At 63.1% G+C, this 13,575-nt stretch carries 11 protein-coding genes; 8 read left to right on the top strand and 3 right to left on the bottom strand.

What is annotated here, in order from left to right; all coding sequences use genetic code 11:
• Position 1: 1 nt before the first annotated feature.
• Positions 2–916, bottom strand: coding sequence for a methylenetetrahydrofolate reductase [NAD(P)H] (gene metF / locus P6U25_RS33885; RefSeq protein ID WP_407149067.1), 915 nt, complete (start codon positions 914–916; stop codon positions 2–4).
• Positions 917–1,314: 398 nt separating this feature from the next.
• On the opposite strand from metF, the gene P6U25_RS33880 reads away from it, so the two are divergent.
• Positions 1,315–2,331, top strand: a complete 1,017-nt coding sequence (locus P6U25_RS33880; RefSeq protein ID WP_407149066.1) for an LLM class flavin-dependent oxidoreductase — start codon at positions 1,315–1,317, stop codon at positions 2,329–2,331.
• A gap of 151 nt (positions 2,332–2,482) precedes the next feature.
• Here P6U25_RS33880 and P6U25_RS33875 read toward each other — a convergent pair whose 3' ends face one another.
• Complete coding sequence (locus P6U25_RS33875) at positions 2,483–3,343, bottom strand: prephenate dehydratase (RefSeq protein WP_407149065.1); 861 nt, start codon at positions 3,341–3,343, stop codon at positions 2,483–2,485.
• A 31-nt stretch (positions 3,344–3,374) separates the two neighbouring features.
• The gene (locus P6U25_RS33870; RefSeq protein WP_407149064.1) at positions 3,375–4,115 is read right to left on the bottom strand and encodes a 3-deoxy-manno-octulosonate cytidylyltransferase; all 741 of its coding nucleotides are present in this window, start codon (positions 4,113–4,115) and stop codon (positions 3,375–3,377) included.
• A 202-nt stretch (positions 4,116–4,317) separates the two neighbouring features.
• Between P6U25_RS33870 and P6U25_RS33865 the strand changes: the two genes are divergently transcribed.
• The 7 genes from P6U25_RS33865 to P6U25_RS33835 all read left to right on the top strand — a co-directional run bounded on the left by P6U25_RS33865 (position 4,318) and on the right by P6U25_RS33835 (position 13,498).
• Positions 4,318–4,866 (top strand): c-type cytochrome, encoded by a 549-nt coding sequence (locus P6U25_RS33865; protein ID WP_407149063.1) that lies wholly within the window; start codon positions 4,318–4,320, stop codon positions 4,864–4,866.
• A 217-nt stretch (positions 4,867–5,083) separates the two neighbouring features.
• Complete coding sequence (locus P6U25_RS33860) at positions 5,084–6,982, top strand: extracellular solute-binding protein (RefSeq protein WP_407149062.1); 1,899 nt, start codon at positions 5,084–5,086, stop codon at positions 6,980–6,982.
• A gap of 16 nt (positions 6,983–6,998) precedes the next feature.
• Positions 6,999–8,870: an extracellular solute-binding protein gene (locus P6U25_RS33855; RefSeq protein ID WP_407149061.1), complete on the top strand. Its 1,872-nt coding sequence runs from the start codon at positions 6,999–7,001 to the stop codon at positions 8,868–8,870.
• 3 nt (positions 8,871–8,873) lie between these two features.
• Positions 8,874–9,983: a microcin C ABC transporter permease YejB gene (locus tag P6U25_RS33850; protein WP_407149060.1), complete on the top strand. Its 1,110-nt coding sequence runs from the start codon at positions 8,874–8,876 to the stop codon at positions 9,981–9,983.
• On the top strand, positions 9,983–11,167 hold the full coding sequence (locus tag P6U25_RS33845; RefSeq protein WP_407149059.1) for an ABC transporter permease: 1,185 nt from the start codon (positions 9,983–9,985) through the stop codon (positions 11,165–11,167). The genes P6U25_RS33850 and P6U25_RS33845 overlap by 1 nt, the downstream gene beginning before the upstream one ends.
• Positions 11,168–11,170: 3 nt before the next feature.
• The gene (locus P6U25_RS33840; protein WP_407149058.1) at positions 11,171–12,796 is read left to right on the top strand and encodes an ABC transporter ATP-binding protein; all 1,626 of its coding nucleotides are present in this window, start codon (positions 11,171–11,173) and stop codon (positions 12,794–12,796) included.
• Between the two features lie 171 nt (positions 12,797–12,967).
• Positions 12,968–13,498 (top strand): hypothetical protein, encoded by a 531-nt coding sequence (locus tag P6U25_RS33835; RefSeq protein WP_407149057.1) that lies wholly within the window; start codon positions 12,968–12,970, stop codon positions 13,496–13,498.
• Positions 13,499–13,575: the final 77 nt, after the last annotated feature.

Raw genomic sequence — 13,575 nt, 5'->3', positions numbered from 1 at the left:
GTCAGGCAGCTTTCTGGGCACCGTTCGGCCGGATGCCGAGCAGATGGCTGATTGCGAACACGAGGTCCGCGCGGTTCATGGTGTAGAAGTGGAAGGTGTCGACGCCATGCTTGAACAGCTTCTGCACCTGGCCGGCAGCCACGGTGGCGGCAACCAGCTTGCGAGTCTCGGCATCATTGTCGAGGCCGTCAAATTTTTCGGCGAGCCAGTCCGGCACGCTGGTGCCGGCGCGGGTCACGAAATTGCGGGCCTGCTTGAAATTGTGCATCGGCATGATGCCCGGCACGATCGGGATCTCGATGCCACGCGCTCGCACCCTGTCGACGTAGCGGTGGTAGAGGTCATTGTCGAAGAACACCTGGGTAATCGCGCGCGTAGCGCCGGCATCGACCTTGGCCTTCAGCGTGTCGATGTCGGCCTCGAAGCTGGCGGCTTCCGGATGCTTCTCGGGATAGGCCGAAACCGAGATCTCGATATCGCTATGGCGCTTCTTGATCCCGGCGACGAGCTCGGGCGAGCTCTGGTAGCCGTCCGGATGGGTGAAGTAGGGCGTGCCGATGCCGCCGGGCGGATCGCCGCGGAGCGCCACGATGTGGCGGACGCCAACTTCGTGATAGCGATCGACGATCTCGTCGATCTCGCCGCGCGCGGCGCCGACGCAGGTCAGATGCGCGGCCGGCAGCAGCGCGGTCTCCCGCAGTATGCGGGTGATGGTCGAATGGGTGCGCTCGCGAGTCGAGCCGCCGGCGCCGTAAGTCACCGAGACGAAGTTCGGCGTCAGCGGCGCAAGGCGGTTGATGGTCTCCCACAGATTGCGCTCCATCTCCTCGGTCTTTGGCGGGAAGAACTCGAAGGAGATCTTGGGGGTTTTGGGTGCGCGGTGCCCGCTCGAGGCGGGCGAGGTGATCTCGGTCATGATACGCAAGGGCTCCGCAACACGTGGGCAGGCGTCTGGCTCGAATATGGAGGCCTCAACATAAGCGAAATGGTCCTCTCCATACAGCCCATCGGGTATGGGAAATTGCCCACTATGGGCTGATATGTGGTTCGATCCTCTCGGCAAACGAAGAGAGTGGGTAGATAAGGTTGTCGTTCGTCGAATAGTTAACTTATTGAAAATATTGTATGAAAAGGATTGGTCGTGCGACCATTGTTGGCTATAGGTGGTGGGGAGGATGATCCCATCAGAGAATTATTATAATTCGTCCCAATCCACGCGACGGCCGCTGCCATGGGTATCGACCGTTCGTAGCGGGACCGACCTGCGCGGCCGGGGCCTTTGTCGGCGCTGCCAGCCACACTAGGTTGTTCGCCATGATCCCGCTGTCCGTCCTCGACCTGTCGGTCGTCACGTCAGGCACCAAGCCGGCCGCCGCACTGCGCAACAGCATCGACCTGGCGCGCCATGTCGATGAGCTCGGCTATACCAGGTACTGGCTTGCCGAGCACCACAACCTTGCTTCCGTTGCGAGTCCTGCGCCCGACCTGATGATTGGGCAGATTGCGGCGGTGACGCAGAACATCCGTGTCGGCTCCGGCGGTGTGATGCTGCCGAATCACGCACCACTCGTGGTCGCCGAACGCTTCAAGATGCTGGAGGCGCTGTTCCCCGGCCGGATTGATCTCGGCCTCGGCCGCGCACCCGGCACCGACGGCGCCACGGCCTACGCGCTGCGCAGCCGGCTCGACCGCCGCGAGGGTGATGATTTCCTCGAGCGGTTGCATGAGCTGACCTTGTGGGAGACGCGCGATTTCCCCGCCGGACATCCCTACAACAAGGTGGTGGCGATGCCGGACGATACGCCGCTGCCGCCGATCTGGCTGCTCGGCTCGAGCGATTACTCCGCCGAGCTCGCGGCGCAGGTCGGGATGGGCTTTGCCTTCGCGCATCATTTCGCGACCCATGATGCGGTTGCCGCGATGACCGGCTATCGCGCGCATTTCACGCCGTCCGGTTGGCGCACCGCGCCGCAGGCGATTCTGGCCGTGGCCGTCGTCGCGGCCGAGACCGATGCGGAGGCCGAGAAGCTCGCGAGGTCGATGGATCTGAACCGGCTGCGCCGCGACCGCGGCCAGTATTTGCCGCTGCCGAGCGTGGAGGAGGCCGAGGCCTATCCCTACACCGATGCCGATCGCGCCTCGATCGCACGCAACCGCTCCCGGTTCTTCGTCGGCAGCCCCGCGACCGTGATGGCCAAGCTACAGCCGCTCATCGCGGCGACCCAGGCAGACGAGTTGATGGTGGTCACCGCGGTCTACGACCACGCGGCGCGGAAGAAGTCCTACAGCCTGCTCGCCGAGGCGTTCGGGCTGCAGAAGAAGGCGGCGTAATGATCGTCGTCCCGGCGAAGGCCGGGACCCATAACCACCTATGGTGATTGTTGCGTCATTCTTGAACGACGAGTCCCACCCGCAACGTCCGCTGCGGCGTATGGGTCCCGGCCTTCGCCGGGACGACGTTTGGAAGGGCGGCCCGTGGAGCCTAATCCCGTATCTCGCTGAAGGTCGCGCGGAACGGATGGCCGGGATAGACGCCGACGATGCGGAATTCGCGCGAGAAGAACTTCAATTCCTCCAGCGCAAAGGCGAGGCCGCGGTCGTTGGGGTGACCGTCGACGTCGGCATAGAATTGCGTGGCGAAGAAGTTGCCGTCGACCATGTAGCTCTCGAGCTTGGTCATGTTGACGCCGTTGGTGGCAAAGCCGCCCAGCGCCTTGTAGAGCGCCGCGGGCAGATTGCGTACCCGGAAAACAAACGTGGTGACCAGCGGCCCCGAGCCCTGCTCGGCCCATTTGGCCTCACGCGCCAGCACCACGAAGCGGGTGGTGTTGTGGGCCTCATCCTCGATGTCCTCGGCGAGGATATCGAGACCGTAGATCTCGGCAGCGAGCCGCGAGGCGATCGCCGCCACGCTGCGGTCGCCGCGGTGGGCGATGTCGCGCGCGCTGCCGGCGGTGTCGCCGGCGACGAGCGGCCGGATGCCGAGCTTGCGGATCATGCGCCGGCACTGTCCGAGCGCGTGGACATGGCTCTCCACGGTCTTGATATCGGCGAGCTTGATGCCCTTGATCGCCATCAACTGATGGCGGACCGGCAGGAACCACTCGCCGACGATGAACAGGCCGGAGTCCGGCAGCAGATGGTGGATGTCGGCGACGCGGCCGGCGACCGAATTCTCGATCGGGATCATGCCAAGATCGGCCTCGCCCGAGGAGATCGCGGCCAGCGCGTCCTCGAACGTCGCACAGGGCATCGGCTCGGCGTCGGGATAGGCCTCGACGATCGCGATATGGGAATTGGCGCCAGGCTCGCCCTGGAACGCGATTTTCAGCTTCTTGGTCATGTGTCTTTCCTGCGGGCCTTTTAGCACCCGGTCAGGCTTTGGAAAGTATCCGCCGGGCGGTTTCGAGGTCGGCGGGGGTGTCGACGCCCCGCGGGACGGTGTCGACGATGGTGACGTCGATCCGCATCCCGGCCTCCAGCGCGCGAAGCTGCTCGAGCTTCTCCTGCAATTCCAGCGGCGAAGGCGGCAGCCGCACGAAGCGCTCCAGCGCGGCACGCCGGTAGGCATAGAGGCCGATGTGATGGTAGCGCGGCCCGTCGCCATAGGGCGCGGTGGCGCGGGTGAAATAAAGCGCGCGCAGCCGGTTCGCCCCGATCGGCGAACCGACCGCCTTCACCACGCTGGGGGCCCGGTCCTCGTCCTCAGTGTGGATCTGCGAGGCCAGCGTCGAAATATCGACGGCGGGGTCAGCCAGCGCCGGCATCACGCTGCGAATGGTTTCGGGCGTGATGGTCGGGAAATCGCCCTGCAGATTGACCACGATCTCGGCCGTGCCGTCCGGATCCAGGATCGTCATCGCCTCGTGGACCCGGTCCGAGCCCGACGGATGGTCGGCGCGGGTCATCACAACCTCGCCGCCTGCCGCCTTCACCGCGTCGGCGATCTCCGATGTGTCGGTGGCGACCGCAACCCGGCCGATACCGGCCGCCTCCGCTCGCCGCAGCACATGGACGATCATGGGCTGGCCCGCGATGTCCAAGAGCGGTTTTCGGGGCAGCCGCGTGGCGGCCAGGCGGGCGGGAATCAGCACCAGGGTACGCGGTTCGGTCATTCGTGTCGGGGCCCGTCCGGCCTACGGAAATTGATGGGGAGGGGGTTGAATCCGGCGCGTTTATACGGGTTGCCAGAGCGCGGGCAAACCGATATCTCAAACGCTGCTTGGGGGGCGGTGCGATAGGCCGATTCCCAGGTCCTTCCGCGCGGCCGTATTCCCGGCCTGAAGTCGACATTCAAGGCCCGGAGCCTGACCCGAAATGGACTCCTTCGAACTCAATAAGATTCTCGGTGCGCTTCTCGGCACCTGCATTGTTGTCTTGGTGACGAGCTTTGCCGCTGGCGCGGTGTTCACGCCGAAGGTGCCGGAGAAGCCGGGCTTTGAGATCGCGGTGAAGGAGGAGGCCCCTGCTGGTGGCGGCGAGGCTGCCGCGGCCAAGTCGGAGCCGATCGAGAAGCTCCTACAGACTGCCTCGGTCGAGAAGGGCGCCGCCGCGGCCAAGAAGTGCCAGGCCTGCCACACCTTCGAGAAGGGCGGTCCGAACCGCGTCGGCCCGAACCTCTACGGCATCGTCAACGAGCCCAGGGGCGAGGGCCGCGGCTTCAACTTCTCGGCCGCGATGAAGGCCAAGGGCGGCACCTGGACCTTTGACGACCTCAACAAGTTCCTCACCAACCCGAAGGGCTTCATCCCCGGCACCGCGATGGGCTTCGCCGGCGTTCCGAAGGACAGCGAGCGCGCCGACATCATCGCCTATCTGAACTCGAATTCGGAGCATCCCGCTCCGCTCCCGACGGCTTCGAAGTAGCGGTTTGGTTTTCGCGATCAAGCGGGAACGAAACGGCCAGGCAATGCCTGGCCGTTTTTGCATGAGCGTCCGGTGTCGCGGGCTTGTTATCGGGACGTTTCGCCGCAGCGGGACGGTTCCTGGGTTATTATCATGAGGAAAAAGCAACGTAATTTGTCGAACCGTTGCCTTATATTGGGTCCCATGTAACCGGGGGCCGCAAGCAGGAAAGACGAATTTGGCGATCACCCGACGACATCTTCTTCAAGGTAGCGCGCTGGCCGCGATGGCTCCCGCGCTTGGGCTCAACTCCGGCTTGTCGGTCACGCCGGCCTTCGCGGATGACGCCCCGAGCGGGCTCAAATGGCGGCATGGCCTGTCGCTGTTCGGCAACGTCAAATACCCCGCCGACTTCAAGCGATTTGACTATGTCAATCCGGATGCCCCGAAGGGCGGCCTTGTCCGGCAAATCGCCATCGGCACCTTCGACAATTTCAACATCGTCGTCTCGGGCGTGAAGGGATCGATCGCCGGCGGCGTCGCGCAGATCTATCAATCGCTGACGACGCCTTCGCTCGACGAAGTCTCGACCGAGTATGGATTGCTGGCGGAGGCTGCAAGCTATCCCGACGATTTCTCCTATGTCGTTTATCGTCTGCGCCCTCAGGCCAAGTGGGATGACGGAGTGCCCGTTACTCCGGAAGACGTGATCTTTTCGCTCGGCGCCTTCAAGACACACCATCCGATGTTTTCTGCCTACTACAGCCACGTGGTGCGAGCGGAGAAGGTCAGCGATCGCGAAGTGAAGTTTGTCTTCGATATGCCGGGCAATCGCGAACTGCCGCAGATCGTGGGCCAGTTGACGATCCTGCCCAAGCACTGGTGGGAGGGCACCGACAGCCAAGGCCGCAAGCGTGACGTTTCCGCGACGACGCTGGAGAAGCCGCTCGGGTCGGGACCATATCGCATCAAGGAGTTCGTCGCGGGACGGACAATTACTCTGGAGCGGGTCAAGGATCACTGGGCGCGCGACCTCCCGACCAATGTCGGCTGCTACAATTTCGACGAGCTGCGCTACGAGTACTTCAGAGACCCCACGGTTGCGATCGAAGCGTTCAAGGGCGATCAGATCGATTGGCGTACCGAGAACAGCGCGAAGGCTTGGGCGACCGCCTATGATTTTCCGGCAGTCACCGACAAGCGCGTGGTGCTGGAGGAATTTCCCAACCGCAGCTCCGGCATCATGCAGGCCTTCGCGCCGAACCTGCGTCGCGCCAAGTTCGCTGATCCGCGGGTCCGGCGGGCTTTGAACTTTGCCTTCGATTTCGAGGAGATAAACAAGCAACTGTTCTTCGGGCAGTACAAGCGGATCTCCAGCTATTTCGACGGTGCCGAGGAGCTGATGGCGACAGGCCTGCCACAGGGCAAGGAGCTCGCCATTCTCGAACCGCTGCGTGGGCAGGTGCCGGCCGAGGTATTCACGACGGCCTACACGAATCCGGTTGGTGGAAATCCCGAAGCCGTGCGCGACAATCTTCGAGAGGCATTGCGCCTGCTCAAGGAGGCCGGCTACGAGGTGCGCGACCGCAAGCTGGTGAATGCAAAGAGCGGCGAGCCGTTCTCGATCGAATTGCTCAGCGAAGATCCGAATTTTGAAAGGGTCATGCTGGCCTACAAGCCCTCACTCGAGCGGCTTGGAATGTCGGTCAGTGTGCGAACGATCGATCCAATTCAATATGAGAACCGACTTCGCGATTGGGATTTCGACATCGTCGTCGCATCCTGGCCGGAATCCTTGTCTCCCGGCAACGAGCAGCGCGAATTCTGGGGAACGAAGGCCGCCGACGCGCCGGGATCCCGCAATATCGTCGGCATCAAGAACCCGGCGATCGACAAGCTGATCGAGCGGGTGATCTTTGCGACGGACCGCGAAGATCTCGTCGCTGCAACCAAAGCGCTCGACCGCGTGTTGTTGTGGAATCATTACGTGGTCCCGCAATGGAACTATCCGAAGGTGCGCACGGCGCGCTGGGATCGGTTCGGTCGCCCGGCCGAGTTGCCGAAATACGGTCTTTCGGGATTCCCGTTGATCTGGTGGTACGACGCCGACAAGGCGGCCAAGCTCAAGAGTTCATAGGTTTAAGGATTTGCGCATGGCGCTACTTACCCGTCGGCACGCACTCGGTCTCGGCATCGGTGCGTTGAGTGCTGCAGGATTTCGCGCAGCCCCTGCAGCCGCCGACAACGGAACCGAGATGCACGGCATGTCGGTGTTCGGCGACCTGAAGTATCCGGCGGACTTTCAGCAGTTCGGCTATGTCAATACGAAGGCGCCGAAGGGCGGGCTGTTTTCGCTGATCCCGTCGGTGCGCAGCAACAACCAGTCCTACTACACCTTCAACTCGCTCAACGCCTACATCCTGAAAGGCGAGGGCGCGCAGGGCATGGACATGACCTTCGCGACGCTGATGTCGCGCGCCAATGACGAGCCCGATGCGATGTATGGCTATGCCGCGAAATCGGTGCAGATCTCGCCGGACAAGCTCATCTACCGCTTCACCATGCGGCCCGAGGCGCGCTTCCACGACGGCTCGAAGCTGACCGCGCAGGACGTCGCCTTCTCGCTCAACGTGCTGAAGGAGAAGGGCCATCCGCTGATCATCGTGCAGTTGCGCGACTTCGTGAAGGCGGAGGCCTCCGACGATGCGACCGTCGTCGTGACCTTCGCGCCCAATCGCGCGCGCGACGTGCCGCTCTTCGTCGCGGGCCTGCCGATCTTCTCGAAGGCCTATTACGCGACGCGGCCGTTCGATGAATCGACGCTCGATACGCCGCTGGGCTCGGGGCCGTACAAGGTCGGCAAGTTCGAGGTCAATCGCTTTATCGAGTTTGACCGCGTCAAGGACTGGTGGGCGACCGACCTGCCGGTCAATCGCGGCAGCTACAATTTCGACACCGTACGCTACGAATTCTATCGCGATCGCGATGTCGCCTTCGAAGGCTTCACCGCCAAGAGCTACTTGTTCCGCGAGGAGTTCACCGCGCGCGTCTGGGCGACCCGCTACGATTTCCCCGCGGTGAAGGACGGCCGCGTCAGGCGCGAGACGCTGCCCGACGACACGCCGTCCGGCGCACAGGGCTGGTTCATCAATACTCGCCGCGACAAGTTTAAGGATTCGCGCGTGCGCGAGGCGCTGATCAACGCCTTCGACTTCGAGTGGACCAACAAGACCATCATGTACGATGCCTATGCGCGAACGGTCTCGCCGTTCCAGAATTCGGACATGGTGGCGGAAGGACCGCCCTCGTCGGAAGAGCTCGCGCTGCTCGAGCCGTTCCGTGGCCAGATGCCGGACGAGGTGTTCGCGCTGCCGTTCGTGCCGCCGATGTCGGACGGTTCAGGCCAGGATCGCACGCTGCTACGCAAGGCGGCGCAACTGCTCAACGAGGCCGGATGTGTCATCAAGGACGGCAAGCGGGTGCTGCCGAACGGTGAGGCATTCACCATCGAATTCCTGGCCGACGAGCCCTCGCTCCAGCCGCACCACGGGCCCTTCATCAAGAATCTCGGGACGCTCGGCATCGATGCGACGTTCCGCCTGGTCGATGCCGTGCAGTATCGTGCGCGGGTGGAGGATTTCGACTTCGACCTGACCATGCAGCGTTTCAGCTCGTCGGCAACACCCGGCGACAGCATGCGTCCGTTCTTTTCCTCGCAGGCGGCCAAGACCAAGGGCTCCTACAATCTGGCGGGCATCTCCAGCCCCGTGATCGACGCATTGATCGAAAAGATCATCGGCGCGAACAGCCGCCATGAGCTGACGGTCGCCTGCCGCGCCTTCGATCGCGTGTTTCGTGCCGGCCGCTATTGGGTGCCGCAGTGGTACCGCAACACGCACCCGATCGCCTATTGGGATCAGTTCGATCATCCGGAGAAGCCGGCGAAATATGCGTCGGGCGTCGGCGCGCCTGACAACTGGTGGTTCGATGCGGCCAAGGCCGCGAAGCTCGAACAGGCGAAGTAGCCGATGAGCGCCTATATCGCCCGTCGCATTCTCCTGATGTTGCCGACGCTGCTGGGCATCCTGTTCGTCTCCTTCGTGGTCGTGCAGTTTGCTCCGGGCGGACCGGTCGAGCGCGTCATCGCGCAGATCAACGGCGCCGACACCGGCGGCACCTCGCGCGTGTCCGGCGGCGGCGGCGATTTCGCCGCACAGCGCGGCCAGAACAGCGGCGCGGCCAGCGCGATCAACTCGAAATACCGGGGCGCGCAGGGCCTCGATCCGGACTTCATCAAGAAACTCGAGGTCCAGTTCGGCTTCGACAAGCCGGCGCCGGAGCGCTTCGCGCTGATGGTCTGGAATTTCGCCCGCTTCGATTTCGGCAAGAGCTATTTCCGCGACATCAGCGTGATCCAGCTCATCAAGGAGAAGCTGCCGGTCTCGATCTCGCTCGGGATCTGGATGACGCTGTTGACCTATCTGATCTCGATCCCGCTCGGAATTCGCAAGGCAGTCCAGGACGGATCACGGTTCGACACCTGGACCTCGGCGGTGATCATCATCGGCTTCGCCATTCCGGGCTTCCTGTTCGCGATCCTTTTGATCATCCTGTTCGCCGGCGGCTCGTTCTTCAACATCTTCCCGCTGCGCGGACTGACCTCCGACGGCTGGTCGCAATTCCCCTGGTACTGGAAGATCATCGACTATTTCTGGCACATCACGCTGCCGATCATCTCGATGGCTCTCGGCGCCTTCGCCACCATGACGTTGCTCACCAAGAACTCGTTTCTCGACGAGATCCGCAAGCAATATGTGATGACGGCGCGGGCCAAGGGCTGCAGCGAGCGGCAGGTGCTCTATGGTCACGTCTTCCGCAACGCCATGCTGATCGTGATCGCGGGCTTCCCGGCCGCGTTCATCCACGCCTTCTTCTCCGGCTCGCTCCTGATCGAGACCATCTTCTCGCTCGACGGGCTCGGCCTGCTCAGCTTCGAGAGCGTCCTCAATCGCGACTATCCGGTGGTGTTCGGCACGCTGTTCATCTTTTCGCTGGTCGGGCTCGTGGTCAATCTGATCTCCGATCTCACCTATATGTGGATCGATCCGCGGATCGATTTCGAGGCGCGGGAGGTCTGATGACGATGCTCGCGCCAAAGCCGGTCGAGACCTCGACGCAATCGCCGCTCGGCGAGGCAGTGCCTGCCACGCGCCACGGCTTTGCGCCGTCGCCGCTGAACAAGCGGCGCTGGCTGAACTTCAAGGCGAACCGCCGCGGCTACTGGTCGTTCTGGATATTCCTCGTGCTGTTCGTGGTGTCGCTGTTCGCCAACGTCATTGCCAGCGACAAGCCGCTCGTCGTCAAGTATGACGGCCATTACTATTGGCCGGTGCTGTTCAGCTATGCCGAGACCACCTTCGGCGGCGACTTCGAGACCGCGGCCGACTATCGCGATCCCTATCTGCAGAAGCAGATCGCCGCCAAGGGCGGCAGCATGATCTGGCCGCCGATCCGCTATTCCTACGACACCCGCAACCTCGATCTGCCGACCCCGGCGCCATCGCCGCCCACCTGGTGGTTGACCGAGGCGCAGTGCAAGGACGTGGTGCAGCGGAAGGGCCTGAAGAGCTGCCGCGACCTCGAATATAACTGGCTCGGCACCGACGATCAGGGCCGCGACGTCCTCGCGCGGCTGATCTATGGCTTCCGCATCTCGGTGCTGTTCGGTCTGACGCTGAGCATCCTGTCCTCGATCGTCGGCGTCGCCGCCGGCGGCGTGCAAGGCTATTTCGGCGGCTGGATCGACCTCACCTTCCAGCGGCTGATCGAGGTCTGGACCGCGATTCCCTCGCTCTATCTGCTCCTGATCATCTCGGCGGTGCTGCCGCCCGGCTTCTTCATCCTGCTCGGCATCCTGCTGTTGTTCTCATGGGTCTCGCTGGTCGGCCTGGTGCGCGCCGAGTTTTTGCGCGGGCGCAACTTCGAATACATCCAGGCGGCGCGAGCCCTCGGTGTCTCCAATGCGGTGATCATGTTCCGCCACCTGCTGCCGAACGCGATGGTCGCGACCATGACGTTCCTGCCCTTCATCGTGTCCTCCTCGGTGATGACGTTGACGGCGCTGGACTTCCTCGGCTTCGGTCTGCCGCCCGGATCGCCGTCGCTCGGCGAATTGTTGTCGCAGGGCAAGGCCAACGTGCAGGCGCCGTGGCTCGGTCTCACCGGCTTCTTCTCGGTCGCGATCATGCTGTCGCTGCTGATCTTCATTGGCGAAGCCGCGCGCGATGCCTTCGATCCGCGCAAGACGTTCTCGAAGGGCTGACGCATGGATGCCATCAACCAGCCGCTGCTCGATGTTTCCGAACTCTCGGTTGCGTTCGGTCCCTCGGTCGCGGTCGACCGGATCTCGTTCTCGATCAAGCGCGGGGAGTGCGTCGCCCTGGTCGGCGAGTCCGGCTCGGGAAAATCCGTCAGCGCGCTGTCGATCCTGCGGCTGCTGCCCTATCCCGTGGCGTCGCATCCCTCCGGTGCGATCCGCTTTCGCGGCCGCGATCTTTTGACCGCGTCCGACCGGGAGATGCGCGAGGTTCGCGGCAACGACATCTCGATCATCTTCCAGGAGCCGATGACCTCGCTCAATCCGCTTCACACCATCGAAGCACAGATCGGCGAGATCCTGTCGCTGCACCGGGGCATCGGCGGCGCGGCGGCTCGGGCGCGGACGCTGGAACTGCTGCGGCAGGTCGGCATCCCCGAACCGGAGACGCGGCTCAAGAGCTATCCGCACCAATTGTCGGGCGGTCAGCGCCAGCGGGTGATGATTGCGATGGCGCTCGCCAACGAGCCAGATCTGTTGATCGCGGACGAGCCGACCACGGCGCTCGACGTCACCGTGCAGGCGCAGATCCTGACGCTGCTCGCGGAAATCCGCACCCGGCTTGGCATGAGCCTGCTGTTCATCACCCACGATCTCGGCATCGTCCGCCGCATCGCTGACACGGTCTGCGTGATGAACAACGGCAAGATCGTCGAGCAGGGCCCGGTCGAGCAGGTCTTCACGGCGCCGAAGCACGCCTACACCCGCGCGCTGCTCGCGGCCGAGCCGAAGCCCGATCCGGCACCGCCGCAGCCCGGAGCGCCGGTCGTGATGTCGGCGGACAATCTCAAGGTCTGGTTTCCGATCAAGCGCGGCCTGTTGCGCTCCACCGTCGGCCACATCAAGGCGGTCGACGGCGTCAGCCTTGCGGTGCGCAAGGGCGAGACGCTCGGCGTCGTCGGCGAGTCCGGCTCCGGCAAGACCACGCTGGGGCTGGCGCTGCTCAGGCTGATCTCATCAGACGGACCGATCGTATTCCTCGGCAACGAGATCCAGGGCCTGCGCTTCAAGCAGATGCGGCCGTTCCGCCGCGACATGCAGATCGTATTCCAGGACCCGTTCGGCTCGCTCAGCCCGCGCATGTCGGTAGCCGATATCATCGCCGAGGGGCTCGAAGTGCACCAGCGGGAGCTATCGCGCGAGGAGCGCGAGGCGCGGGTGGTGAAGGCGCTGAGAGATGTCGGCCTCGATCCCGAGTGGCGCTTCCGCTATCCGCATGAATTCTCTGGTGGTCAGCGCCAGCGCATCTCGATCGCGCGCGCGGTGGTGCTGGAGCCGAACTTCATCGTGCTGGACGAGCCGACCTCGGCGCTCGACATGTTGCTCCAGGCGCAGATGGTCGACCTGTTGCGCGATTTGCAGCGCAAACGCGATCTCACTTACATGTTCATCTCGCACGATCTGCGCGTGGTGGCCTCGCTCGCAAGCCACCTGATCGTGATGAAGTCCGGCAAGGTCGAGGAGGAGGGGCCGGCCTCCGCGCTGTTCAAGAACCCGAAGAGCGACTACACCCGCGCACTGTTCGCGGCCGCATTCCGGCTGGAGACAGACGGCGAGGGAGCGGTGGCGACGTAGCGCAAGGCGCGAGCTCCAATATTCAGCTCCATTGTCCGAGCGCGCAGCAGATGGACGCTCGTTCCCGCTGGTTCTGACGTCGGCAAGCGAGTTGGCTCTAGCCGGATACTGCAACCCGTGTTAGAGTGAAGCACATTTGCAGTTTCTGATGATATTATAGGACATTTCGCTATGACCACCCAGGGCGAGATAACGCCTGATGTTGCCAAGGAAGTTCTGAGGCTCAGCGAACTCTACGTTGACGGCACCCTTCGCCTATCACTTGCAGCGGACAGCAGGGCTCTGAGTATCTCGAGCATGCTCGCGGCAGCTTCAACGCTGCTCGTGGGCTACGGGGCGTCCACATTGCTGACGCTGACGGCATTCGACCATCAGAAGGTTGCGCTCGGTATCGCCGCTTTGTGGTGTGGCGGCATGTTCGCTGCGGCTCTGATTTTCTCGGTTCGCAGTGTTCGGCCGCGCAACTTCAACATCGCGGGAAATCTGAAGAGCGGCTGGTCGGACACAGAACTTCGGGGATCGTTGGTTGATGCCCTCTTGTCGCAAGCATCGGTCTACGAAGGGCAAGCTCGGCTTAACATTCAAACCCTATCCGGCAATGCGGTATTGCTGAGAACCGCACTACTTCTCACGGCAATTGCTGTTCCGAGCGCAACTGTCGTCGGCCTGCTGATCCTATTGTCAGGGAAGTTCGTGAAGTAGGAGATGATCGATGCCAACAACCCCACCCACCCCAATTCAGAAGCCTGTTCCAGCACAACGGCCGAAGCCTGGGGAAC

Origin of the sequence: Bradyrhizobium sp. ORS 86, assembly GCF_045571475.1 — a bacterium.
Taxonomy (GTDB): Bacteria; Pseudomonadota; Alphaproteobacteria; order Rhizobiales; family Xanthobacteraceae; genus Bradyrhizobium.
This window is presented reverse-complemented; position numbering and strand designations above follow the sequence as displayed.